The sequence below is a fragment of the Rhizobium oryzihabitans genome, assembly GCF_010669145.1.
Lineage (GTDB): Bacteria > Pseudomonadota > Alphaproteobacteria > Rhizobiales > Rhizobiaceae > Agrobacterium > Agrobacterium oryzihabitans.
On record NZ_CP048632.1, the window covers coordinates 2,493,244 to 2,517,836 of the forward strand.

A 24,593-nucleotide genomic window follows, 5' to 3' on the forward strand; every position below is an offset into this window, starting at 1 on the left:
TTTTCTGTCCTTGGTCGATTTGTTTCAGTCGGAGGTCATCGTCAGTTCGGCGACGAGGTCATAGGCGTCGCTGCGATAAAGGGCGCGGGATATTTCCATGAGGCGTCCGCTTTCCAGATAGGCCATGCGCTGCACCGAAAGTGCAGCCGAGCCCGGCGGAACGCCCAGCAGCAGGGTCTCCTCATCCGTCAGGTTGCGGGCGGAGATGCGCTGAATGGCGCGGACGGGGCGAATGCCGTTTTTCTCAAGCTCCAGATAAAGCGAGTTTTCCACCAGTTGCGGGTCGGGCAGAATGTCACCGGGCAGGCTCGTGACTTCGAGTGCGATCGGCTGGTCGTTGGCAAGGCGCAGTCGTGTCAACCTTGCAACCATGGCGGATTGGGACAGGCCGAGAGCCATCATCTCGTCACCGGTCGGATAAAACAGTCCCCTGTCCAGCCAGCGGGTGCTTGCGGCCATGCCCCGGCGGCGCATATCCTCGGTAAATGAGGTCAGCTTCGTCAAGGGCTGCTGCATGCGGGTGATGGGCTTGACGACAAAGGTGCCCGAACCGTGCCTGCGGACCAGAAGGCCGTCGCGGACAAGATCGTCGACGGCCTTGCGCACCGTGACACGGCTGACGCAGGCGCTTTCGGCAATGTCGCGCTCGGGCGGCAAGGCGTCGCCATGTTTCAGGCGGCCGGCATTGATGGCATCTTCAATCGTCTGACGCAGTTTCAGGTAAAGCGGGCCACCGCCCCCGATTGCAGGTCGTCCAGATTAAGCGCTGCGCCGTTCATGCATAACCTCTGTCACAATCGATGTGGCGAATTTTGGCTATACCATAAGCATCGCAATCGGCAATACCAAAATAGAACCATTAGCGTATTTGTACGATAAATCGGTGTTTTTTTCGAGTTTTTGCTGAATAATCGGGCTATGTGCTTGATATTTTCGCATTAACCAAAAAAAATTTCCCACTGCAGGAATTGCTCTAGACGATTGGCATTTTTTTGGTATTGTTTTTTGCGTTGGTGGCTGCAGCGGTCTGTTTCGCTTGCGCTCCGACGGGAAAAGTCGATCTCCGGTCCTCCGCAGGGTTGGCGAAATCGAATTTAGCTTGACCGTTGTGAAAATTAATTTCATCGTGGCAGGAAATTATCGCAGATATGTGAATAACCAGCACAGAAATGGTTACTTCTGCGAAAATGAATTACGAATGAACAGGGAACAAAGTTCATGAAGGTGGGAATTATCGGACTCGGATTCCGTCTCGGTTATCTGGGCTACGTTTTTCATGAGATTGACAAGGACTTCGAGATCGTCGGTTACGTCGATCCCGCGCCGGCTGGTTTGCCCGGTCTCAAGGAAAAAGGCATTTCGGTTGGCAAGGCGTATGACAGCCCCGAGGCGCTGATCGCCGGCGAGAAATTCGACCTCTTGATGATCGGCTCGCCGAACCATATGCATCTCGAGCATATCCGCATCGGGCTTGAGGCCGGTTGCACTATCTTCTCCGAAAAGCCCATCGTCGTCAGCATCGAGGAAAGCCTTGAACTCGCCCGGTTGCTCAACAAGCATGGTCATGAGCGGCTGCTGGTGGGTCTGGTCCTGCGTTATTCGCCGCTTTACCGCGATCTGCGCGCCGCGCAGGCCGAAGGCAAGCTGGGCGATGTCGTTTCCATCGAGGCTTCGGAACATATCCCGCCCTATCATGGCGCGTTCTTCATGCGCGACTGGCGGCGTTACGAAAATTATTCCGGCTCCTTCATGCTGGAAAAATGCTGCCACGACCTTGATCTCTACAATGGCGTTGTCGGTGCGCGGCCGCGTTTCGTGTCGAGTTTCGGCGGACGCAAGAGCTTCACGCCTGCGAATGCCCCACAGAATGACGGCATCAACGACATGGAGGTCTACCATCGCAAGCCGAGCGGCTGGATGGGCTCCGAGAAGGTCTTCGACAGCGACGGCGACATCATCGATTACCAGACGGCGATCGTCGAATATGAGAATGGCGCGTCGCTTGCCTTCCATACGAATCTCAACGTTCCCGACGATTTCCGCCGTTTCTGCGTCATTGGCGCCAAAGGCATGGCGGAGGGCGATTTCGTGCGCGGTTTCCTGAACGTGCACAATGCCCGGACTAACGAAAAGACTGTCGCCAAGACCTATTCGGCGGCGACCGTGCTCTCTCAGCATTACGGTGCGGATGAGCAGATGGCCGAGGACGTGATCGACCATATCGTCAAGGGCACGCCGCTGCCGGTTTCCGCACTTGATGCCATCGAGGCCGGCATTCTGGCGCTTGCCATGGATGAGGCGCGCCACGGCCGCAAGGTGGTGGATCTCAAGCCGGTGTGGGAGGAATACGATCTGGCGCTCCACGGGCAGCCGAAGACGCCTGCGGCGAAATCGGCTTAAGGGGGCGCGGCGATGGATGCGAAACGCAGCGCGGTCGTCTTTGCCTGGCTTCTTCTTTTGCCGGCACTTCTCTACATCACGGTTATCGTTGCTTATCCGCTCGTCGATACCTTCATCCTGTCGTTTACCGATGCGTCGCTCAGAAAAACGACGAATTGGGTAGGCTTCATAAACTACGACAAGATCTTCAACGCGACTTTTGCCGATGTCATCACGCGGACCTTCATCTGGACGTTCTTTTCCGTCTCGATAAAGATGATCATCGGCACATTTGGCGCGGTCCTTCTGAACTCTGCCGTTCCCGGCCGCGCCCTGTTTCGCATCCTGACCATGCCGCCCTGGATCGTGCCGATGGCTATCGGCATCTTTATGTGGGGCTGGATGTATAACGGCCAGTTCGGCATGATTTCCGGCGTGCTGCAGAACCTTGGCCTGGTGAATGGTCCGGTCGCTTTCCTCGCCTATGGCAATACGGCCTTCTGGGCGACCATCATCACCGATGTGTGGATCGGCGTGCCGATGGTGACGCTCTATCTGCTGGCCGCCATTCAGGCCATTCCGCAGGACCTTTACGAGGCGGCCTGGACGGATGGGGCAAGCCGCGCCTACCGCTTCCGCCGCATCACGCTGCCGCTGATGCTGCCCGCCATGATCACCATGTCGATGATCTCGCTGATTTCGACCTTCAATTCCTTCGACATCATCTGGATCCTGACGCAGGGCGGTCCGACCGGCCAGACGACGACCATGATCATCGACACGTACAAGACGGCGATCGGCTCTTACAAATACGGTGAGGGTGCCGCCCGCGCCGTGCTGATCTGCATCTTCCTGTCGATCTTCACCTATTTCTACTTCCGCATCACCAGCCGTATCTCGCAGGAGGCCAGCCGATGACCGACAAGAATGCGATGATCAACCGCTACAGGTGGTATGAAATGGTCGGGATCTATTGCGGCATCGCCGTGTTCCTGACCTTCGTCCTGGCGCCTTTCGTGGAAGGGTTTCTGGTTTCGCTGAAACCGCTCAGCCTGCTGTTTTCCTCGCCGTATAAATTCTGGCCGGAGAACGGTTCCTTCGAGGCCTATCGGACGATGTGGGTCAGTGTTCCCGGCTTTGCCCGCTACGTCTTCAACTCCTTCTTCATTTCGACGATCTCGACGATCATCGTTCTGCTTCTGGTGGTGCCGGCCTCCTATGCTTTCGCCCGGTTCCAGTTTCGCGGTCGCGGGCAATTGCTCGGCGCGTTTCTGGCGATCAACATGTTTTCCGGCGCGGTCCTTCTGATCCCGCTTTACCGGCTGATGCGCAATATGGGCGTGCTGAACACCTATCTGGCGATGATCATTCCGGGCGCCGCCTTTCTGATCCCGACAGCCATCTGGCTCTTGCGGACCTACATGCTGCGTATCCCGCGTGAGCTGGAGGAAGCGGCCTATGTGGATGGTGCGAGCTATTTCTATACCTTCCGCCGGGTGATCCTGCCGCTGGCGATGCCGGGCATCGCGGTCGTCTCCATCACCACCTTCATCGGCGCCTATGCCCAGCAGTTCATCTTCGCGCTCACCTTCAATTCCAAGACCGAATATATGCCGCTGCCCATTGGTCTGTTCGCTTATTTCGGTCGTCAGGAAGTCATCTGGAATGAGTTGATGGCAGCCAGCTTCGTCGGCATTGCGCCGGCCATGGTCGTCATCTTCTTCATGCAACGATATCTCGTCAGCGGTCTGACCGCCGGCGCGGTGAAATAATCAACAATCGGAACGACCACCAGAAAATGGGAGACTACCTATGGCACTGAAACATTACGGATTGGCGCTTTGCGCTTTCGCATTTGCCGGTTCCACTGCCCTTGGCACGGTGACGGCGCATGCCGCCGACAAGGAGATCAGCTGGATCTATTGCGGCGACAAGATGGACCCCATCCATGAGAAATACATCAAGGAATGGGAAGGCAAGAATGCAGGCTGGAAAGTCGTGCCTGAAGTCGTCGGCTGGGCTCAGTGCCAGGACAAGGCAACCACGCTCGCTGCTGCCGGCACCCCGGTCGCCATGGCCTATGTCGGTTCGCGCACGCTGAAGCAGTTCGCGCAGAACGATCTCATCGTTCCGGTGCCGATGACGGAAGACGAAAAGAAGACCTATTACCCGAACATTGTCGACACGGTCACCTTCGAGGATACGCAATGGGGCGTGCCGGTCGCTTTCTCGACCAAGGCGCTCTACTGGAACAAGGACCTGTTCAAGCAGGCCGGTCTCGACCCGGAAACACCGCCGAAGACCTGGGCTGAAGAAATTGCCTTCGCCAAGCAGATCAAGGAAAAGACCGGCATCGCCGGTTACGGCCTGCCCGCCAAGACCTTCGACAACACCATGCACCAGTTCATGCACTGGGTTTACACCAATAACGGCAAGGTTATCGATGGCGACAAGATCACCGTCGACAGCCCGCAGGTTGTCGCGGCGCTGAAGGCCTATAAGGACATCACGCCTTATTCCGTCGAAGGTCCGACCGCCTATGAGCAGAACGAAATCCGCGCCATCTTCCTCGATGGCAAGGTTGGCATGATCCAGGCCGGTTCGGGTGCAGCAACCCGCCTGCAGGAAACCAAGATCAACTGGGGCATCGCAACCCTGCCGCTCGGCCCTGAAGCCAAGGGTCCCGGCACGCTGCTCATCACCGACAGCCTCGCGATCTTCAAGGGAACGGGCGTGGAAGAAAAGGCGACCGAATTCGCCAAGTTCATCACTTCGCCCGGCCCGCAGGGCGAATACGAGTTGCAGGGCGGCGCTGGCCTCACCCCGCTTCGTCCGTCGCCGAAGGTTGATGAATTCATCGCCAAGGACCCCTTCTGGAAGCCGCTGATCGACGGTATCGCCTATGGTGGTCCCGAGCCGCTCTTCACCGACTACAAGGGCTTCCAGGACACGATGATCGAGATGGTGCAGTCCGTCGTTACCGGCAAGGCGACGCCGGAGGATGCCGCGAAGAAGGCCTCCGCCGCTCTCGAGCAGTATAAATAATCCACAATGCGACGGTTGCGGGCGCAGGTCGCCCGCAACCTCATGAATTCGCCGCGAGAATGCCAGCCGCTGTGACGGAAGGGGCTTCTCGTGTTTTTCAACGGTTCCGGTAAGGCGCGGTTTTCTCCCGTGTTGCGGAACGTCTCTGAACGCAGCCTGATGTCGGCTGGTGACGGGAGAGGCAAGTTTTGGGTCAGCTTTATCTCAACAACGTCCGCAAGAACTATGGACATTTCGAAGTCATCAAGGGCGTTCAGCTCGACATCAGGGATGGCGAGTTCGTCGTTTTTGTCGGCCCCTCGGGATGCGGAAAATCCACATTGCTGCGCATGATTGCCGGCCTTGAGGATATTACCGCCGGCGACGTCGTCATCAACGGCGTCAAGGTCAATGAATTGCCGCCGGTAAAACGCGGCATTGCCATGGTGTTCCAGTCCTATGCGCTCTACCCGCATATGACAGTTTTCGAAAACATCGCTTTTCCGCTCCGCGTCGAAAAGATGGAAGAGAGCAAGATCAAGGAAAAGGTTGAGGGGGTTGCCAAGATCCTGCAACTCGACCAGCGCCTGCAGCAGCGCCCCGGCATGTTGTCCGGTGGCCAGCGCCAGCGCGTGGCGATCGGTCGCGCTATCGTTCGCGAACCGAAGATCTTCCTGTTTGACGAGCCGCTTTCCAACCTCGATGCGGCACTTCGCGCCGACATGCGCATCGAGCTTACCAATCTTCACCGGACGCTGCAGGCGACGATGATCTACGTCACGCACGATCAGGTGGAGGCCATGACCATGGCCGATCGTATCGTCGTGCTGAATGCCGGCGAAATTGCCCAGGTCGGTGCGCCGCTGGAGCTCTATCATAAGCCGGCGAACCTCTTCGTTGCGGGGTTCATCGGCAATCCGAAAATGAACTTCCTGAAGGTCACCTGCAAATCCGCCAGCGCCGATGGCGTGACCGTGGAATATGAGGGCCAGACGATCACCGTGCCGGTGGAACCTCGCCCCGGTCTCGAAGGCGCGCAGCTGACGCTTGGCATTCGTCCGGAACATACAGGTCTTGAAACGGCCGACCTGAATATCAAGATCGCGCCCAGCGTCATTGAGCGGCTGGGGGTCAATACCATCGCTTACGGTGTTGCTCCGACGGGCGAGAACTATTGCGCGCTTCTTTCCGGTTCCGCCCCGGTTGTCGTTGATGAACCTATTGTCACCGGCATCAAGGCGTCGGATTGCCATCTGTTTGATGAGAGCGGTATCGCGCTGGAACGGCGCGTCGACCTCTCAGTCCTCAAGCTGATACAATAAAGGGCAGGAACCGGGCCATGAAATCTGTTTCCCCATGCCCGGTTTTTCCTGACGCGATCCATTCCCGGCGGTTTTCTTCCGCCTTTTCCGGACGAAAAAATAACGCCGGGCTTTCGGCCCGGCGCTCGAATATTTCTCGCAAAAGCGTTGGATCAAGGCATCGGGTTGGGCATGTAGCCGGTGAAACCGCTGATTTTCCAGCGGCCCTCATGCAGCCGGCAATAATAGAGCGTCTGCCATTGCATGACGTCGAAGCTGCCATCGGCCTTGCGAAGCCCGCCATCGAACTTCTTGCGAACCAGCGCGGTCTCACCTTCCACTTCGATGTCTTCCAGCGTGGTGGTCGTAAAGATCGCATCGCGCGGGTTTTCGGCGAATTGCTGGGTTTGGAAATCCTGCGCCTGTCGCAGCCATTCGTCACGGTAGGCCACGAGCGACGGGAAGGACAGACGCCAGTTGTCCGGGTTTGCGTCCCGGTTGGCATTGATGCCGAGGAAGCCCTCTTCGACGAAATCACCCGCGACCTTCGACCAGTCGGCGGCGAGGAATGCGTCGATGTCCCGCGTCACCAGCATCTCCCAGATGGAATGGCGGGCGACGTCTGTTTCGGGAAAGGGGTTTTTGAAGGGATCGCGCATGATTCAGTTCCATTGTTGAAATTATTTTCAGGATTTGGAGATTTCTCTGGCGAAGATTGTTGGCATATGCTCATCTCGCAATCAACAGAGAAAATGATTTTCAAATCAAAGGTGTCCATCGTGTCGTCAATGGGACGAAGCATGGTTGATTCATGGGTGTGTACGGTTGACGGGCGTCTCGGATTAGGATGCATCGGTAACGGGGCCAAGCCTTAAGTTTTGGCGGAACGGAGACCGGTGAGCATGGATATTTTCGCAAGGATTCAGGAAGACAAGGGGCAGTTCTCGCAATCGGAGCGGCGCATCGCCGAAATTCTGGTTTCGGACTTCGAATTCGCTGTCAATGCCTCCATCATCGAGCTTGCCGCTCGCGCCGAGGTTTCGCCGCCAACGGTGACGCGCTTCTGCCGGCGTCTCGGCTGCCAGAGCTTTTCGGATTTCAAGGTCAGCCTTGCCAAGACCGCCTATGTGGGCATCCGTTATCTCACCTCGGAACCCACAAGCACCGGCCCGTCGGATGTGGCCGAGGAAGTGCTTGCGAAAGCGCAGGAAGCACTTTTCCTGCTCCACAAGACACTCGATCCCGCTCTTGCCGACGAAGCGGCGATCAAGATCGCCAATAGCGGCATGATCTATGCCTTTGGTGCCGGCGGTAATTCCTCGATGATCGCGTCGGAAATCCAGAACCGGCTGTTTCGCCTGGGCCTGCGCGTCTCCACCAGCGCCGACCATAGCATGCAATTGATGATGGCCGCTGCCGCGCGGAAGGAAGATGTCATCATCGGTTCCTCCTTTTCCGGGCGCAACATGGAACTGGTGAAATGCTTCAAGGTGGCGCGGGAAATGGGGGTCACCACCATCGCGCTTACCCAGAGCGACACGCCCGTTGCCATGGCCGCCGATATGGTGGTGGCCGTCAACGTGCCTGAAGGAAACAACATCTTCCGCCCGACCTCATCGCGTTACGCCTATCTGGCCGCCGTCGATATTCTGGCGACCCTTGCTGCCTATCATCACCGGCAACGGTCGATGGTGACCCTGCGTCACATCAAGCAGCAACTCGTGGAACATCGCGATCCGGATGACCGGCAATTGCTGGGTGACTGAAGGCGGGAAAGTGAAAATTGTGAGCGGTTTGCCTGAAGAACCCGCTCCGAGACTGATTGGAAAGCTTCGAAGGAGTGGGATGAGATGCAGGACAGGAAAGACCGGGTCGCCGTCGTAACGGGGGCGGCAGGTGACATAGGCCGGGCAATTGCCGCGGCGCTTTCTGAAAGCCATGCGAAGGTGGTGTTGGTGGATATCGATCCCGACGCCCTTTCCAATGCGCTTTCCCTGCTTTCCGGTCCCGCCTTCGTTTCGAAAACCTGCGATGTCACCGATCCGCAGGACCTTGCAAGGCTGGCCGCGGAGGTCGCGGAGCTGGGTGATGTTGCGACCCTCGTCAACAATGCAGGGGCTGCAAGGGCGGTCAGCCTGCACGACACGACCGCCGAAATATGGCGCAAGGACAATACCCTCAATCTGGAAGCACCGTTTCTCTGCTTCAGGGCTTTCGAAGAGGCGCTGAAGCGAACGCAGGGTTCCGTGGTCAATATCAGTTCCGTCAACGGCATGGCTGTGTTCGGCCATCCCGCCTATAGCGCGGCAAAGGCGGGGCTGATCCATCTGACGAAGCTGATCGCCGTCGAATACGGTAAATTCGGCATCCGTTCCAATGCCGTTGCGCCGGGTACCGTGCGCACGCAGGCGTGGGAGGCGCGGGCGGCGGTCAATCCTCAGGTCTTCGAGGAAGCGAAGCACTGGTATCCGCTGCAGCGCATCGTGAGACCCGAAGATGTGGCCAACGCCGTGGCCTTTCTGGCCGGTCCACAGGCCGCCGCCATCAGCGGCGTGTGCCTGCCGGTCGACTGCGGGCTCACGGCGGGGCAGGCCCCGCTTGCCCGTACTTTCTCGCAATCCGAACACTACTGATCGAAGCCCTTTCGGGGGCGCAATGCGCAATAAAGGGGAGCATCATGGCGCTCGCACATTATCGTCTTGAAAATTCGTGGCATCCGCTCGCAGAATCCGCATCGGGTGGTTTCACCTTCACCCTGTTCAATCTCTCCCATGAGCCGCTGAAAGATTTCCGGATCGTCTACACGTCCCTCACCCGGACGGTGGACAAGCCGGTTTGCGGCAATGCCGTTTATCTGCGCCGCAATGCCAATTTCCATGAATTTGCGCCGCCGCCCGGTTTCGTGCTCGAGGCCGGTAAATCCTGGCGTTTCACCGTCGATGGCTTGCTGAGGCCAGCCCGCCATCGCACGGATGGCGCGAAATCCGCCTATGTCAGCCTTGCCGACGGTACGCATCGCGCCGTTGCTGTCGGCGATTTGATGCTGGACGGGCGTCACAGCGAGCCGGCGCCGGTTCTGCTTCCTGAAGGGAAGCTCGACCTGCCCTTCGCCATCCAGCCATGGCCAGCGGAAGTCGATGCCGAGCCGGGCGAGGCCTTCCCCGTCGCACTTTTCCCGACGGAGGATGCAAAGGCTGAGGAAGTGCTTGCGGTGGAAACCGTGCTGTCGCTGTTCCGCAGGCTTTTTGCCGTTGGGCATGTGCCTTTCAGCCTTGCGCCGGTTCATGAGGGCAAACCGCTTCGCTTCAAGAAACATAGCGGCCTGGAGGCGGAAGGTTATCGCCTGTCTTTCTCCGATGAAGCTGTTGTCGTGGAATATTCGGCCGCTGCCGGTCTGCAATATGGCCTGACGGTGCTGGCGCAATTGCTGCATGGCGCGCGGATCGATCCCAAGTTTCGCTTCCCGGCCTCCGGCACCATCACCGATGCACCGCGTTACAGCTGGCGCGGATGCCATCTGGATGTCTCGCGGCAATTCTATCCGACTGATGATGTCGTGCGGCTGATCGATATTCTCGCATGGCTGCGCATGAACAGGTTCCATTGGCATCTGACGGATGACGAGGCGTGGCGGCTTGAAATCAAGGCCTATCCGCTGCTGACAACCGTTGGCGCAACCCGCGGTCCGGATACGCCGCTTCTGCCGCAACTCGGCAACGGGGCCGAGCCCGTTTCCGGCTATTACAGCCAGGACGATGTGCGCAAGGTCGTTGCGCATGCGGCCGCATTGAACGTCGAGATCGTGCCGGAAGTCGATATTCCCGGCCATAGCACGGCGGCTCTCGTTGCCTATCCGGATCTGACAGACGGGCAGGAAGCGCCGGACAGCTACCGTTCGGTGCAGGGCTATCCCAACAATGCGCTCAACCCCGCCATCGAGCCGACCTATGAGTTCCTCGGCAAGATATTCGACGAGATGGTGGAGCTTTTCCCCTCGCGGCTGATCCACATTGGTGGCGACGAGGTTGCGGATGGTTCCTGGCTTGCCTCGCCGCTTGCCAAGTCGTTGATGGAAAAGGAAGGGCTCGACGGCACCTTCGGCATCCAGTCCTATTTCATGAAGCGCATCCAGGGGATGCTGCATGAGCGTGGCCGCCAGCTTGCCGGCTGGGACGAAGTTTCACATGGTGGCGGCGTCGATCCGGCTGGAACATTGCTGATGGCCTGGCAGAAGCCGGAAGTTGGCCTTGAGCTTGCAAAGCAGGGTTATGACGTGGTGATGACGCCGGGACAGGCCTATTATCTCGACATGGTACAGGATGAGGCCTGGCAGGAGCCCGGCGCAAGCTGGGCCGGCACCGTTCCGCCTTCGCACACCTATACTTACGAGGCGGTCGGCGACTTCCCGGAGGAATTGAAGGAGCGGATGAAAGGCGTTCAGGCCTGCATCTGGTCGGAGCATTTCCTCAACCGCGCCTATTTCAACCATCTGGTTTTCCCGAGGCTGCCGGCTATTGCCGAGGCGGCGTGGACCCCGAAGGCGCAGAAGGACTGGCTGCGTTTTTCCGCCATCGTCTCCTTGAACCCGGTTTATTGAGGGGCAGGCGAGATGCGTATTGCCGTTGGTGGTATTCATACCGAATGCAGCACCTATTCGCCGGTGCTGATGCGCCAGGAAGACTTTCGCGTTTCCCGCGGTGCAGAGTTGCCGGAAGCCGAGTACTTCAATTTCCTCGGCGAAGGCGGGGCGGAGGTGTTGCCGTTGCTTCATGCGCGGGCGGTGCCGGGTGGTCCGGTATCGCGCGCGGCCTATGACGCGTTCAAGCAGGAATTTCTCGAGCGGCTGAAAGCTTCATTGCCGCTGGATGGGCTTTACCTTGCCATGCATGGCGCGATGAATGTCGAAGGCATGGACGATGCGGAGGGCGACTGGATTTCCAGCGCCCGCGCCGTGGTCGGGCCGGATGTGATTATTTCTGCGAGCTACGACCTGCATGGCAATGTCAGCCAAACGATCATCGACCAGCTTGATATCTTCGCCGGCTACCGAACTGCGCCGCATATCGATGTGCGCGAGACGATGGTGCGGGCGTGGACGATGCTCATCAAGGCGCTGAAAACGGGCGAGAAGCCCGGTGTGGCCTGGGCGAAAATCCCCGTTCTGCTGCCGGGTGAAAAGACATCCACGGAAGATGAACCCACAAAAAGTCTCTATGCCGTTCTACCGGATCATGATGCCCGGCCCGGCATATGGGATGCGAATTTCATGATCGGCTATGTCTGGGCCGACGAACCAAGGGCGACGTCCTGTGCGGTGGTGACGGGGACGGATAGGGAGGCCGCGCAGGCGGTTGCCAGTGAGATCGCGCAATCCTACTGGAATGCCCGGCAGGATTTCCGTTTCGGGCCGGTGACCCAGCCGCTCGACGCCATTCTCGATATTGCGGAAAAAACGGCCACCAGCCCGATCATTCTCGCGGACTCGGGTGACAATCCGACCGGCGGCGGCGTGGGCGATCGCGCCGATGTTCTGGCGGCGCTGATTAAACGCAACTGGCAGGGCGCTTTGATGGGCGGCATCACCGACAGGCCGGCCGTCGAAGCCTGCTTCGCGGCAGGTGAGGACGCGACGCTTTCCCTGAAGATTGGCGGCAGTCTCGATCCTGAGAGCCCGTCCGTCACGGTCGAAGCCAAGGTTCTGAAACTGGACGATCCCGATGCTGCGGATCAGCGGCAGGCGGTGGTCGGCATCGGCGGCATCATCGTCATTCTGGCCGCAAGGCGCAGGCCCTATCACATGATCGCGGATTTCACCCGTCTGGGCTTCGATCCGAAGGCTGTGAGGCTGCTGGTCGTCAAATCCGGGTATCTTTCGCCGGAGTTGGCGCCGATCGCCAATCCCAATCTGATGGCGCTGACGGAGGGGGTTATCAATCAGGATATCGAAAACCTTCCCAATCGCCGCCGGGAAGGCGATTTTTACCCATGGAAGCCGCATTTCGACTATATCCCGAAACCCATCCTTTCTGCCCGCTGGCGATGACGGCGGTTCGATAGGTTTTATCAAGCGATCCGGCGATGCCGGATCATCTCAGGCGAATATCCATGCCGTCGGCTCTTTCCATCGTTATCAATAATCCGTCGATCCGCATCGGGGCGCTCGCCATTCTGTTTTTCGGATTTTCGAATGCAGCCACCGCTCCCTATCAGGCGGTCATCGGCATTCGTGAAATCGGGCTTAGCAACACCGTCTATTCCCTGCTGATGCTGTTTGCCGCCGTCATCAATGTCAGCGCCAGCGTATTGATGGGCATCGTCGCCGACAGGCTGGGCGAATATCGCAAGCCCATGCTGCTCATCGCGCTCTTCGGCGTCAGCGGTTACCTGCTGGTTTATCTCGTCGGTAACGCCATGGCTTTCATCAGTGCGAAGCTGGTCCTCCTGCCGATCTTCGGGGCGATGAATTCGCTGATCTTTGCACATGTGCGCGCCGATGCCCGTAATCTTTCGACGGGTGACATGATCGCCGTGAATTCGATCATGCGGGCCACGATCTCGCTGTCCTGGGTGCTGGTGCCGGGTATCGTCGGTATCTTTCTGGTGAATTCCGGCAATATGCTGCTGGCTTTCCTGTTCTCAGGCATTTGCGCGCTTATCTGCTTTCTGCTTGTCGCCTTTTGCCTGCCGCGCGCTGCCACGCCGGCGACCGTGAACACCGAAGCGCGGTTCGGCCTCCGCGCCTCGCTCGCGGAAATCGGGTCGCGGCGGGTGCTGCTGCGGATCATTGCTATCGCCTTGATCTGCTCGATGCTGCATCTCAATGATTCCATACGTTCGCTGATCATAACGGGTCAGGCGCAGGGCACGGTCGCGGATATCGGTATCGTGGCGGGTATTGTCGCGGCGCTGGAAATCGTTTTCATTCTCCTGTGGGGCTGGATCGAGAAAAAGGTGCCGCAAACGCTGACGCTGGCGGCGGGAGCGGTGCTTTATGCCATCTATCTCATCCTGCAGGGGCTCGCTTCCGCGCCATGGCACATTTACGCACAAACCATCATCAGCGCGCTGGGCGCGGCGGCCATCATCAGTATCCCGATTACCTATCTGCAGGAGCTGATCGCGGATCGGCCAGGGCTTGGAAGCTCGCTGATCGCCGTCAATATCTTCCTTGGTGCCGGTCTGGGTGCGCTGATTTTCGCCCTGGGCACATTTGTCACAAGCTATTCGGGAACCTCCATTCTGGGAGCAGTTGTGGGTCTCGGCGGCGTTTACATGCTCTATGCGCTTGATGGGACGGGTCGCCGCAGGTAGAGCGTCGGGCCGAAAAGTGTGGGCGGCTTTCGGATAACCCGGTGCGTGAACAGAGCACGTTCGAATGAAAGAGGTTACGATGATTCTCGAGATTTGCGTGGACGATGTGGCCGGGCTGGAAGCGGCGGTCAGGGGCGGTGCCGATCGTATCGAGCTCTGCGCGGCATTGTCCGGTGGCGGCGTCACACCGTCTGCGGGTTTCATGCAGCGAGCGGCGGCCTATGGATTACCGGTCAGCGTGATGATCAGACCGCGCGCCGGTGATTTCGTGTTCACACGTGACGAAGCCGATGTGATGAAACGCGATATTGATGCGGCGCGTGCTGCGGGGCTTTCCGGCGTGGTGCTCGGCGCATCGCTTGGCGATGGCTCGCTTGATATTCGGCTGCTCGAAGAATTGCGCCGTCACGCCGATGGGCTGGATATGACGCTGCACCGGGCGATCGACGTCGTTCCCGACATGGACGAGGCTCTCGAAGCTGCCATCGCGCTCGGTTTTCCGAGAATCCTCACCTCAGGCGGCGCGCGTTCGGCGCTGGAGGGCATGGAGACGCTGGCGCGATTATCAGAGATCGCCGCCGGCCGGATCGTCATCATGCCAGGTGCAGGCGTGCGTCCGCAGATCGTGCAGACATTGCTGGACCGCTTTCCGATCACGGAAATCCACGCATCCTGTTCCGCCGTTCCATCTTATGATCCGGAAAGCAAGGTTGCGAAGCTCGGTTTCACCGGCGATGGGCGCAAGGGAACAGACGAAGCGGCGGTTCGCGAATTAAAGGCGATCCTCACCGCTCATCAAAAAGGCGGCGCAAAGCTTTAGCTGTCCCAGCCGCGCCATCGAGATCGAGGCTGATCGTGTCCGGTTCCGGCAGGGCCAATGCGGCCCTGATGGCATCTGCCATGGATTGCGCGGAGATATCTTTCTCCTCCAGCACCTGCGCCAGTCCCAGCCGCGCCAGTCGTTCGGCGCGGGCGCTCTGTTCCGTTTCGCCGCCCGCCGCGAAGGGGATCAGAAGCGAGCGGCATTTTGCCTGAAGAATATCGCAGACGGTGTTGTAACCGGCCTGTGAAACCGAAAGCCGCGCGCCGGCAAGAAGGCTTGCGAAGTCTTTGCGGAAGCGAAAGACGGATACATTGTCCGCCGCCTCAGCCGAGATCGCATCGAAATCCGCTTGAGGCATATTGGGGCCGGTGACGAGGCACCAGCTTTTGATGCCGTCCAGCAGCGGGGCGGCTTCAAGTGCTGCCCGGACGAGTGCTGCGCCAACCGCGCCGCCGCCTGCGGATACCACGATATCGAATTTTTCAGCCGGTTCTGGCGGCGGCAGCGGTGCGACGAGGCCGGTATAGATAATGCGCTGGCTGATTTCGCCGGCAAGGGGAAAGGTATCCTCCAGTCGCACAAATTCCGGATCGCCATGGACCAGCACCGCGTCGAAATGTTTCTTCACCAGCGACACGGTTTCTTCGTCACGGCCGGGTTTGGTTTTTTCCTGCAGAATGTCACGCAGCGACGTCATGACGAGCGGGCGCGGTTCGCTATCCTCGATCTCATCCAGAAGCGGCAGCAATTCGAAACGCACCTGTCTGCGCCCGAAGGGGAAAGCCTCGATGATGACGATGTCCGGTTTTGCGCCATGGTAAGCGCCGATCAGCATGTCTGTTCGAAGTTTCTTGAAGTCGTCATCCACCGGTTTGCCGGAACTGTCGACAAGGCCGGAAAAGCTGCCGTCGCTGACGGCGATGGGCGGCAATTCGACATGACGGATACCATCGCCCGGAAAGCCCGGTACCGGGGTGCCGCCCGTCACCAGAACGACATCGAAACCATCCGCCTGCAGGGCGTTGGCAATGCGGCTGGCGCGGGCGATATGGCCGATGCCCAGAAGATGCTGGACATAAAAGAAGACTGAAGGACGCTTTTCCGTATCACTCATGGCGTCTTTTCCCACTCGGTTTCGAACAGGGCTTTCAGTTCGGCAATGCTGGTGCGATGATCGAAAGCGGTTCGAACGCGGTTTTCGGCGGCAGCACCCAGACGCTGGCGTAGTTGCGGATCGGTGATGGCCGCACGCAGTGCTTCGGCGAATGCGGCCGGATTTTCCGGATCGGTTAGCAGCCCGTTTTCACCGTCGACGAAGAATTCCGGAATGCCTGAGATTTTGGTGGAAATGCAGGTCAGCGCTTGGCTCGCGGCCTCAACCAGCACATTGGGAAGGCCGTCGCGATCGCCATCGCTGGTAATGCGGCAGGCAAGGGCGAAGAGATCCGCCTCCCGGTAATTCTCCAGCACCTGCTTCTGGTCCATGGCCCCGGTCCAGACGATCCTGTCGGCGAGGCCAAGCTCGTCTGCGAGTTTCTTCAGCGCGACCAGTTCATCACCGCCGCCGATATGGGTGAAACGCCAATGGATATCCTGCGGGAGTGAAGCCAGCGCGCGCAGGAGAATATCGATGCCCTTTTTCTTGACCGCCCGGCCGACGCTTAAAATCCTGACCGGGTCACCGGCATCTGAACCGTCTCTCGCCGGGCGTGGCGTGTCGAAATGCGGGAAGCGGGTGAGATCGAGGCCATGATAACTCAGATGCACATTCTGCCTGGCCCCGGAAAGGGTCTGCAGATGCTGGAAGCCGCCGGCAGTGCAAGTCACGGCCCAGCGGGCGCTTTGCAGCTTAGCGGCAAGGTCACGGTCGTTCGAGGTCCAGATGTCCTTCGCGTGCGCCGAAATCGTCCAGGGTGTGCCAGTAATGAGATGGGTATAGGCGGCGACCGAGGCGGGTGTGTGGATGAAATGGACATGCAGCCATTCGGCATCCGCTGGCCATTCGTGGGCAAGCACGGCGGCCTGCCCGAAACGGCGGAAGCGGTTGCGGCTGAGATCATGCGGCAGATCGCTGAAAAACCGGCGGAGCGCCTTGGTGAAGCCCGGCTTTTTGCGGCACGCCCACAATGCCTTTAGAACGCGCAGCGGTTCTTCATGCAGATATTCCGGCAGGTAGGTGACGGGCGCGCGGATCTCATCATGAACGGGGTGGCGTTTTTTATCCGTCGGCCGGCGCATGGACATCAGTTCCAGCGTGAGCCCGGCCTTTTCGAGCCCCAGAAGCTCCTGGGCAATGAAAGTCTCGGACAGGCGCGGATAGCCCTTGAGGAGCACCACGATTTTTTTTGTATCTGTCACGTTGCGCGTGTCTCTTTTGAAGCGGTGATTGTCAGGGAACCGGTCACGCGGTCAGCGTGATCGGCGCCCGCTCGCCCTCGGGCGGCAGCCATTCGGCGATCCGTTTCGAGATGTTCTCGAGACCATCGAGCTTCAGATCCCGCGAATTGACGGAGGGCGGTGCACGGTTTGGCAGCGCCTTGAGAGCCGCCGCCATCTTGGCGGGGTTCTCGGCATCTTCCGGCAGAAGCATGTCGAAAAGGCCGAGTTCCGACGCGCGGCTGGCGCGGATAAGCTGCTCTTCCCTCGGCACCGTGCGCGGTACAACGAGGGCGGGCTTGTCGAAGGACAAAATCTCGCAGACGGTATTATAGCCGCCCATCGACACGACAGCTTGCGCGCCGGCAACGAGGTCTTCCATGCGATTGTCGAATTCGATGATCTCGATATGCGGGATATCGGCAACGCTGCTCATGAAGCGCTGGCGCTGATCCGCCGGCATATAGGGGCCGAGCACCACCAGCGCCTTGTGCGTCAGTTCACTGTCATGGCGATAGGCATTGATGACGTCGTCGATCAATTCGCTGCCATCGCCGCCGCCGCCGGTGGTGATGAGAAGATAGTCCCCCTCCGGACGGTGCGCCACGGTTTCAGCCTGCGTTTTCGAGCGCTGCAGGAAACCGACGAAATCCATCTTGTCGCGAACGTTCTTAGGAACATCGAGCCCCGTCAGCGGGTCGTGGAAATCCGGCGGGCCGTAGACCCAGACATGGTCATAGAACTGACCGATCTTGGTCATGACGTTATTGCGCTTCCACTCCGCTTCGAGGAGTTGCGGCGCATCCATGACATCGCGCAGGCCGATGACGAGCTTGGTTCCCTGACCCTTGAGGTAGGCCAGCGTCTCCTCCACCTCGCCGCGAAGGCCCATGGGCTCCTTGTCGACGATGAAGATATCCGGCTTAAAGCTTTCGGCCGTATGATAAATGATGGAGCGGCGCATCTTCAGCGTTTCCTGAAGATCGATATGCCTGTCCATCGAGGTGTATTCACCGTTGCGCAGCTTGATGACGCTCGGGATTTTCACGAAATCGACGCGGGCGCGATAATCGAAAGCGCCGGCAATGGTCGCGCCGGAAATGATGAGAACGTTGAGGCCGCGATAATCTTCCACCAGCGCATGCGCAATCGTGCGACACCGCCGCAGATGGCCGAGGCCGAAGGAATCGTGGCTGTACATGAGGATACGCGCGTCGTTCAAACGGGAGGTCATGGGCCACACCTCTTTTTGCCTTTCACAAAAAAGGCGATGGCGGAAGAGCAGTTCATCAAAAGGTGTTCCATTTTATCTGAAGGGATCCGCAGCATCACGTAGTCCGTCACCGAAGAAATTAAAGGCCAGAATGACGAGAACGACCGGGATCGTCGGTATGAGAAGCCACGGATATAGCGCAATGACGCTGACGCTGCGCGCCTCCGTGAGCAGAATTCCCCAACTTGTGATCGGTGGCCGGAGGCCGAGGCCGAGGAAGCTCAGCGCGGTTTCGCCGAGAATCATGCCCGGTATCGTCAGCGTTGCCGAAGCGATCAGATGCGACATGAAGCCGGGGATAAGGTGTCTGCCAATGATGCGCGGCGTGCCAGCACCCATCAATTGCGCAGCCAAAACATAGTCTTCTTCGCGAAGCGCCAGCAATTTCGAACGCACGGCGCGCGCCAGTCCCGTCCAGTCCAGCATGCCGAGAATGATGGTGATGCCGAGATAGACGAGGATTGGGCTCCAGGTCACGGGCATGATCGCCGCAAGCGCCAGCCATAGCGGAATGCTCGGGATGGATTGCAGGACCTCGATGATGCGCTGGACGATGAGATCGAAGGTGCCGCCGCGATAACCGGCTAAACCGCCGATCACAATGCCGAGAACAAAGCTCATGGCGACGCCGAGGAGGCCGATGGTCAGCGAGATGCGTGCGCCGTAGATGATGCGCGACAGCACGTCGCGTCCCAGCCGGTCGGTGCCGAGCAGGAACATTTCACCGCCTTCGGCGGGGCACACGAGGTGGGTTCTGCCTTCGAACATGCCCCAGAAACGGTAGGTATCGCCCTTGCAGAAGAAGCGGAGCGGCTGGATATCCGTCGGTACATCCCGGTAAACGCGCCTCAGATTGTCCATGTCGAGCGTCATTTCCCGGCCATAAACGAAGGGGCCGACAAATTTGCCGTCGTTGAAGAGGTGAATAGCCTGCGGCGGTGCGTAGATATGCTCGATATTGCGGGTGTGGAGATTGTAAGGGGCGAGGAACTCGCTGATCAGGATCGAGAGATAAAGCACCACCAGAAACGCGCCGGACCATACCGCGATCTTGTGCTGGCGGAACTGCCACCACATGAGCCGCAATTGCGACGCCTTGCTGAAGGCCGCCATTCCGGATGTGTTGGGTTCGATGAGCGACGGGTCGAATGGCGCCGTCGAGACGTAATGGGGCAGTGCTTCGCCTGAGTTCGGGATGGATGAAGTCATTTGACGTTACCACCTCCAAAGCGAATTCTCGGGTCGAGTATGGCAAGGGCGATGTCTGATACCAGCACGCCGATCACCGTCAGGAAAGCAAGGAACATCAGGAACGAACCGGCGAGATACATATCCTGGCTCTGCAGCGCCCGGATGAGCATCGGACCGGTGGTTTCGAGCGACAGGACGACGGCGGTGATTTCCGCGCCAGAAATAATGGCAGGCAGGATCGAGCCGATGTCCGAAATGAAGAAATTCAACGCCATGCGCAGGGGATATTTGATCAGCACCTTGAAGGGGTGAAGCCCCTTCGCACGCGCCGTTACGACATATTGCTTCTGCAATTCGTCCAGGAGGTTGGCACGCAGGCGGCGGATCATGCCGGCCGTGCCTGCCGTTCCGATAATGAGGACGGGTATCCAGATATGTTCGAGGATCGATTTGAACTTCGCCCAGCTCATTGCCTGGTTCAGATATTCCCGGTCCATCAGATGGCCGATGGAGATTCCGAACCAGATATTGGCAAAATACATCAGGATCAGCGCCAGCATGAAGTTGGGAATGGCGATGCCGAGCAGGCCGAGGAAGGTGAGCCCGTAATCACCCCAGCTGTATTTATGCGTGGCGGAATAGATGCCGATCGGGAAAGCGAGGAGCCATGTGACGATGATGGTGACGAAGGACACCAGCACCGTCAGCCACAGGCGATCCCCCACCACGTCGCTGACGGGCAGCTGATATTCGAAAGAGTAGCCGAAATCGCCGACCAGCATGCCGGTTGCCCAGCGGAAGTAGCGGATCGGTGCCGGCTGATCGAAGCCATAGCGGGTGCGCAGCTCCTCGATTTCGGCAAGGTTCGCCGTCTCGCCCATGGCGCGCAGTTCGGCGACATAGCTTTCGAAATAATCGCCCGGCGGCAGTTCGATGATGGTGAAAACCAGCATCGAGATCAGAATCAGCGTGGGGATCATGACGAGGATGCGCTTCAAAATATACCGCAGCATATCAGGCGTCTCCGTCGTACCAGAAGGCATCCGGCAGGTAGACGCCGAGATACGATGTGGGTTCATAACCGAAAAGCGCCTTTTCCGGCACATTTCGCATGCGTTTGACATGGACGACGGGCTGAAGCGCGCCGTTGACAATGCCGATGGAAAACACCTGCTGTGTATAGATTTCCAGCATTTCCAGCCAGATGGCCGTCCGCTCTTCCTCGGTGATGCTTCTGCGCCATTTTTTCAGGAGATCGAGCAGATGGGCGGCCTCCGGCAGATCGGGCTCCTTGCCTTCACGTCCGCCGGAGAGATAGTGGACGCCCCAGACCGGCCATTGCAGCTGGTCGTCGCCGGTGGGGGCGAGGCCGGAGGGCAGCATGTCGGGCGTCGGCACGCCATTGTCCATGCCCATCCATACCGACATCAGCACCTCGCCGCCCATGGCGCGCTTGCGGAAGACATCGCGCTGCGTGGGGCGGACGGAAACCGCAATGCCGATGTGACGCCAGTGATCCGTCACCAGTTCCATCACGTCGGTCTCAAGCGTGCTTTCGCCTGTTGTCTCGACGATGATATAGGCCGGGCGGCCGTCCGGCAGGAGCCTTATGCCGGCACTGTCGCGCTTGTCGAGACCCACCTCATCGAGCAGCCTGTTGGCGGTCGCCCGGTCGAAGGCGCTCCAGGCTTCTGCGAATTTCGGCCGGTAAAGCGGGCTTTCCGGCAGAACCGTGTCGGCGCTTTCCTTCGCCAGCCCGTAAAAGCAGACCATGTTGATTTCATGCCGGTTGATCGCGAGCGACAAGGCCCGGCGCACGCGCACATCCTGGAAATAGCCACGCCACACCGGATCGGCGCAATTGAGATTGGGCAAAAGTGCGATGCGCGACCCTTGAGAGCGCTTATAGAGGTTGACCTTCAGGGGGAAGCGCTTTTCGGCATCCTTCAGAAAGGTGTAGTCAGCGAAATCGAGGCCGAAATATTGCAGGTCGCTGTCGCCAGATGCTGTCTTGGCCGAGATAATGTCGGACGAGGTGACGTTCAGCAGGAACCGGTCGAGATAAGGCAGTTGCAGGCCGTTTTCATCGACACGGTGATAATAGGGGTTGCGTTCGAACACGAACTGTTCGGCCGGCGGCGAGGTGGTGTTTCGCCATGCGTCGAGCGTCGGCAAAGCGGGATTTTCCGGCCGGACCTGCCGCGACATCTTGATATGTAGCCCGCTCCAGTCATCCGTCTTGTTTTTCTTGATGAGCTTGGCGAGGTTTTCTGCAGTCTGATATTTGATGTGGAACTGCTTCATATAGGCGGCGGGAAGGAACAGCCGCGCCGGTGAGGCGGCCGCGAGCTTCGCCAGAAAATCCGGGTTCGGACCTTCCCAGGTGTAACGCACCGTCAACCGGTCGATGACTTCGATCAGGGGAGGCTGGTTATTGACCAGAAGTTCGATCGGCGGACCGCCCTTGTGGATTTCCTTGTTGAGGGCGACATCCTCCCAGAAATAGCGGAAATCCTCTGAGGTAAGGTCGCTGCCGTCGGACCATTTGTGACCCTCACGCAGCTTGAAGGTGAAGATGCGCTCTTCCTGAACATCGTAGCTTTCCAGAATATCCGGATGAAGCTCGAATTTTTCGTCATAACCGACAAGGCGGGCATAGTTGCTGATCGGCATAAGCCTGATATCGCGCTGGCCGCCAATCAGCATGCGCACGGAGCCGCCGTGTTTGCCCGGCTCGCGGCCAAGCGCCTTCATGTCGATGACGCGCGGATTTTTTGGCAGGCGTTCCGCTATATCAGGCAATTCGCCCTTTTCCCGCTTTTCCTTGAAGTAGGCAGGGTCGGTATAGGCGGCGCGTGCATAGGTCGGCAAAAAGACGGAGGCCAGCAAGGCAAGGGTGGTGCGGCGCGTGATCAAGGGCGGAGCTCCCGGATATCGGCATTGCCATTTGCGAGAACGAAATGGCCGTCACCCAGATCGGCAGAGATCATTTCGCCGTCACCCTCATCGCGGAACTGTTTGCCCCAGTCGAACTTGCCGGTCGCGCTGATCTTTCCGATGGTGCGGAAATCGAGCGGACGGTCGAGATCGGGGAAGGGCACGGCCGCCAGCAGCGATTTGGTATAGGGATGCACGGGTGAGCGCATCATGACCTCCCGCGGCGCCAGCTCAACGATACGGCCCTCGCACATCACGGCCACGCGGTCGGCCATGTAATCCACCACTGCCAGATTGTGCGAGATGAAGAGGTAGGTAAGCCCGAGGTCCTTTTGCAGATCCTTGAGCAGGTTGAGAATTTGCGCCTGCACGGAGACATCGAGGGCGGAGACGGGTTCGTCGCAGATCAGCAGCTCGGGACCGAGCGCCAGGGCTCTGGCAATGCCGATACGCTGCCTCTGGCCGCCGGAGAAACTGTGCGGGTAACGGTTCAGCGCACTTTCTCCAAGACCGATGGCCTTGACGAGGTTGCGGACTTTTTCCGCGCGGTAATTCGCATCGCCCCGCCCATGGATTTGAAGCGGTTCACTGAGAATGTTGCCCACGGTCATGCGCGGCGAAAGCGATGAGATCGGGTCCTGGAAGACCATCTGTATCTTCGAGCGCAACTCCTTGAGATCGCCGTCCCTGGCATTGAGGACATCGATATCGCCCTGCGGCCGGTGAAAGGTCACGGAGCCTTCGTCCGGGCGAACGGCGCGCATGAGGATCTTGCTGACGGTTGTCTTGCCGCTGCCGCTTTCGCCGACCAGTCCGAGGCATTCACCCCGGCGGATGTCAAAACTGACGCTGTTGACCGCCTTGGTGGCATGGGCATCGCCTTTGCGGAACCAGCTGGACTTGCGGGTCGTGAAGGTCTTGCTGATATTGTCCACCGTCAAGAGCGGGCCGGGGGTCTTGTTCACAGTGGCGGTTTTCTTCCCGACAAGGCTTTCATGATCGACGGTGATCTCGCGCAGCGCCTTCAGCCTCTCGCCGGGCTTCATGTCGAAATGCGGCACCGCGGCCATCAGGCCCTTGAGGTAGGGATGGCTTGGTGATTTGAAAATGTCGTCGACCGTGCCCGCTTCCATGATCTCGCCCTGATAGATCACGGCCACTTCATCGGCGATGTTTGCCACCACGCCGAGATCATGGGTGATGAGCAGCATGCTCATGTTGAGCCGGCTCTGCAGATCGCGCAGGAGTTTGAGGATTTGCGCCTGGATGGTCACATCAAGCGCCGTCGTCGGTTCGTCGGCGATCAGAAGCGCCGGGCGACAGATCAGCGCCATGGCGATCATGGCGCGCTGGCGCATGCCCCCGACAATTCGAAGGGATACATGTTCACGACCTTCTTCGGGTTGGAAAACCCTACAAGATCGAGCGTTTCATGCATTTTTTCCGCGCGCTCGGCCGGCGACAGGATGCTGTGGATTCTCAGCGCCTCGTCGATCTGGTTGCCGATGGTGTGCAGCGGTGAAAAAGACGTCATCGGCTCCTGAAAAATCAGCCCGATGCGATTTCCGCGGATGGCCCGTATCTCCCGGCCGTCCTTCGGCAATTGCAGCAGATCGACGGGGCCGGCGGCGGTATTTTTAGGATCGGTAAAGAGTACGCGGCCGTTCACGCGCGCCGTCTTGGGGTGGATGCCCATGATGGTCTGACCGATGACGGATTTTCCGGAGCCGGACTCGCCGACCAGCGCGGTTACTTTGCCCGGAAGAATGCGGAGACTGGCGCCTCTCACGGCTTCAATGGTGCCACCCATAAGAGAAAACGAGACCCGCAGGTTTTCAATACGGAGCAAATCTGCGCCTGCGCTCATGCCAAAGGGTTCCTTGCCGTCTCTTTATCGTTGCCTTGTGACAACTTGCTCAGGAGGGCTTAAATTCACGTTATCGCAGGGTTTGTTGTCTGTCTATGCTTCTGAAACATC

18 protein-coding genes and 2 pseudogenes are annotated in these 24,593 nt (G+C 58.9%); 11 read left to right on the forward strand and 9 right to left on the reverse strand.

The window, feature by feature from the left end; all coding sequences use genetic code 11:
* Positions 1-24: 24 nt before the first annotated feature.
* Positions 25-779: pseudogene (locus tag G3A56_RS12740) on the reverse strand (GntR family transcriptional regulator).
* Between the two features lie 439 nt (positions 780-1,218).
* Between G3A56_RS12740 and G3A56_RS12745 the strand changes: the two are divergent.
* From G3A56_RS12745 to G3A56_RS12765, 5 genes are all read left to right on the forward strand, one after another.
* The gene (locus G3A56_RS12745; protein WP_082183003.1) at positions 1,219-2,400 is read left to right on the forward strand and encodes a Gfo/Idh/MocA family protein; all 1,182 of its coding nucleotides are present in this window, start codon (positions 1,219-1,221) and stop codon (positions 2,398-2,400) included.
* A 12-nt stretch (positions 2,401-2,412) separates the two neighbouring features.
* The gene (locus tag G3A56_RS12750; RefSeq protein WP_003492321.1) at positions 2,413-3,297 is read left to right on the forward strand and encodes a carbohydrate ABC transporter permease; all 885 of its coding nucleotides are present in this window, start codon (positions 2,413-2,415) and stop codon (positions 3,295-3,297) included.
* Positions 3,294-4,151: a carbohydrate ABC transporter permease gene (locus tag G3A56_RS12755; RefSeq protein WP_003492317.1), complete on the forward strand. Its 858-nt coding sequence runs from the start codon at positions 3,294-3,296 to the stop codon at positions 4,149-4,151. Before G3A56_RS12750 ends, G3A56_RS12755 begins: the two co-directional genes overlap by 4 nt.
* Positions 4,152-4,191: 40 nt before the next feature.
* Positions 4,192-5,424 carry an ABC transporter substrate-binding protein gene (locus tag G3A56_RS12760; RefSeq protein ID WP_082183001.1) on the forward strand — a complete coding sequence of 411 codons (1,233 nt, stop codon included), beginning with the start codon at positions 4,192-4,194 and terminating at the stop codon, positions 5,422-5,424.
* Between the two features lie 188 nt (positions 5,425-5,612).
* Positions 5,613-6,725, forward strand: coding sequence for an ABC transporter ATP-binding protein (locus G3A56_RS12765; protein ID WP_082182997.1), 1,113 nt, complete (start codon positions 5,613-5,615; stop codon positions 6,723-6,725).
* Between the two features lie 152 nt (positions 6,726-6,877).
* Here the strand turns inward: G3A56_RS12765 and G3A56_RS12770 are convergent, their stop codons facing one another.
* A complete protein-coding gene (locus G3A56_RS12770; RefSeq protein ID WP_082182994.1) occupies positions 6,878-7,363 on the reverse strand; it encodes a hypothetical protein in 486 nt (161 codons plus the stop codon).
* Positions 7,364-7,606: 243 nt separating this feature from the next.
* Between G3A56_RS12770 and G3A56_RS12775 the strand changes: the two genes are divergently transcribed.
* The 6 genes from G3A56_RS12775 to G3A56_RS12800 all read left to right on the forward strand — a co-directional run bounded on the left by G3A56_RS12775 (position 7,607) and on the right by G3A56_RS12800 (position 14,835).
* A complete protein-coding gene (locus G3A56_RS12775; protein WP_082182992.1) occupies positions 7,607-8,470 on the forward strand; it encodes a MurR/RpiR family transcriptional regulator in 864 nt (287 codons plus the stop codon).
* Positions 8,471-8,554: 84 nt separating this feature from the next.
* Positions 8,555-9,337, forward strand: a complete 783-nt coding sequence (locus tag G3A56_RS12780) for an SDR family oxidoreductase (RefSeq protein WP_082182990.1) — start codon at positions 8,555-8,557, stop codon at positions 9,335-9,337.
* Between the two features lie 44 nt (positions 9,338-9,381).
* Positions 9,382-11,301 (forward strand): beta-N-acetylhexosaminidase, encoded by a 1,920-nt coding sequence (locus G3A56_RS12785; protein ID WP_082182988.1) that lies wholly within the window; start codon positions 9,382-9,384, stop codon positions 11,299-11,301.
* A gap of 12 nt (positions 11,302-11,313) precedes the next feature.
* A complete protein-coding gene (locus tag G3A56_RS12790; RefSeq protein ID WP_082182986.1) occupies positions 11,314-12,747 on the forward strand; it encodes a M81 family metallopeptidase in 1,434 nt (477 codons plus the stop codon).
* A gap of 62 nt (positions 12,748-12,809) precedes the next feature.
* Positions 12,810-14,015 (forward strand): MFS transporter, encoded by a 1,206-nt coding sequence (locus G3A56_RS12795; protein WP_082182983.1) that lies wholly within the window; start codon positions 12,810-12,812, stop codon positions 14,013-14,015.
* Between the two features lie 79 nt (positions 14,016-14,094).
* Positions 14,095-14,835, forward strand: coding sequence for a copper homeostasis protein CutC (locus G3A56_RS12800; RefSeq protein ID WP_082182982.1), 741 nt, complete (start codon positions 14,095-14,097; stop codon positions 14,833-14,835).
* On the opposite strand, the gene G3A56_RS12805 is transcribed toward G3A56_RS12800, so the two are convergent.
* The 7 genes and pseudogenes from G3A56_RS12805 to G3A56_RS12835 all read right to left on the reverse strand — a co-directional run bounded on the left by G3A56_RS12805 (position 14,801) and on the right by G3A56_RS12835 (position 24,482).
* Positions 14,801-15,952 (reverse strand): glycosyltransferase family protein, encoded by a 1,152-nt coding sequence (locus G3A56_RS12805; protein WP_082182979.1) that lies wholly within the window; start codon positions 15,950-15,952, stop codon positions 14,801-14,803. The two genes, G3A56_RS12800 and G3A56_RS12805, sit on opposite strands and share 35 nt — an antisense overlap.
* The gene (locus G3A56_RS12810; RefSeq protein WP_164056410.1) at positions 15,949-17,196 is read right to left on the reverse strand and encodes a glycosyltransferase; all 1,248 of its coding nucleotides are present in this window, start codon (positions 17,194-17,196) and stop codon (positions 15,949-15,951) included. Before G3A56_RS12810 ends, G3A56_RS12805 begins: the two co-directional genes overlap by 4 nt.
* A 43-nt stretch (positions 17,197-17,239) precedes the next feature.
* A complete protein-coding gene (locus G3A56_RS12815; protein WP_035241152.1) occupies positions 17,240-18,448 on the reverse strand; it encodes a glycosyltransferase family protein in 1,209 nt (402 codons plus the stop codon).
* A gap of 72 nt (positions 18,449-18,520) precedes the next feature.
* The gene (locus G3A56_RS12820) at positions 18,521-19,696 is read right to left on the reverse strand and encodes an ABC transporter permease (RefSeq protein ID WP_082182977.1); all 1,176 of its coding nucleotides are present in this window, start codon (positions 19,694-19,696) and stop codon (positions 18,521-18,523) included.
* Complete coding sequence (locus G3A56_RS12825; protein ID WP_003492296.1) at positions 19,693-20,691, reverse strand: ABC transporter permease; 999 nt, start codon at positions 20,689-20,691, stop codon at positions 19,693-19,695. Before G3A56_RS12825 ends, G3A56_RS12820 begins: the two co-directional genes overlap by 4 nt.
* Before the next feature lies 1 nt (position 20,692).
* On the reverse strand, positions 20,693-22,594 hold the full coding sequence (locus G3A56_RS12830; RefSeq protein WP_082182974.1) for an ABC transporter substrate-binding protein: 1,902 nt from the start codon (positions 22,592-22,594) through the stop codon (positions 20,693-20,695).
* A pseudogene (locus G3A56_RS12835) lies at positions 22,591-24,482 on the reverse strand (ABC transporter ATP-binding protein). The gene G3A56_RS12830 and the pseudogene G3A56_RS12835 overlap by 4 nt, the downstream one beginning before the upstream one ends.
* Positions 24,483-24,593 lie beyond the last annotated feature (111 nt).

What these genes read in the sequence shown, in the direction of transcription:
- G3A56_RS12745 (WP_082183003.1), top strand. Translation starts at nt 1,219, where the DNA reads ATGAAGGTGGGAATTATCGGACTCGGATTCCGTCTCGGTTATCTGGGC.
- G3A56_RS12750 (WP_003492321.1), top strand. Translation starts at nt 2,413, where the DNA reads ATGGATGCGAAACGCAGCGCGGTCGTCTTTGCCTGGCTTCTTCTTTTG.
- G3A56_RS12755 (WP_003492317.1), top strand. Translation starts at nt 3,294, where the DNA reads ATGACCGACAAGAATGCGATGATCAACCGCTACAGGTGGTATGAAATG.
- G3A56_RS12760 (WP_082183001.1), top strand. Translation starts at nt 4,192, where the DNA reads ATGGCACTGAAACATTACGGATTGGCGCTTTGCGCTTTCGCATTTGCC.
- G3A56_RS12770 (WP_082182994.1), bottom strand. Translation starts at nt 7,363, where the DNA reads ATGCGCGATCCCTTCAAAAACCCCTTTCCCGAAACAGACGTCGCCCGC.
- G3A56_RS12775 (WP_082182992.1), top strand. Translation starts at nt 7,607, where the DNA reads ATGGATATTTTCGCAAGGATTCAGGAAGACAAGGGGCAGTTCTCGCAA.
- G3A56_RS12780 (WP_082182990.1), top strand. Translation starts at nt 8,555, where the DNA reads ATGCAGGACAGGAAAGACCGGGTCGCCGTCGTAACGGGGGCGGCAGGT.
- G3A56_RS12785 (WP_082182988.1), top strand. Translation starts at nt 9,382, where the DNA reads ATGGCGCTCGCACATTATCGTCTTGAAAATTCGTGGCATCCGCTCGCA.
- G3A56_RS12790 (WP_082182986.1), top strand. Translation starts at nt 11,314, where the DNA reads ATGCGTATTGCCGTTGGTGGTATTCATACCGAATGCAGCACCTATTCG.
- G3A56_RS12795 (WP_082182983.1), top strand. Translation starts at nt 12,810, where the DNA reads ATGCCGTCGGCTCTTTCCATCGTTATCAATAATCCGTCGATCCGCATC.
- G3A56_RS12800 (WP_082182982.1), top strand. Translation starts at nt 14,095, where the DNA reads ATGATTCTCGAGATTTGCGTGGACGATGTGGCCGGGCTGGAAGCGGCG.
- G3A56_RS12805 (WP_082182979.1), bottom strand. Translation starts at nt 15,952, where the DNA reads ATGAGTGATACGGAAAAGCGTCCTTCAGTCTTCTTTTATGTCCAGCAT.
- G3A56_RS12815 (WP_035241152.1), bottom strand. Translation starts at nt 18,448, where the DNA reads ATGACCTCCCGTTTGAACGACGCGCGTATCCTCATGTACAGCCACGAT.
- G3A56_RS12820 (WP_082182977.1), bottom strand. Translation starts at nt 19,696, where the DNA reads ATGACTTCATCCATCCCGAACTCAGGCGAAGCACTGCCCCATTACGTC.
- G3A56_RS12825 (WP_003492296.1), bottom strand. Translation starts at nt 20,691, where the DNA reads ATGCTGCGGTATATTTTGAAGCGCATCCTCGTCATGATCCCCACGCTG.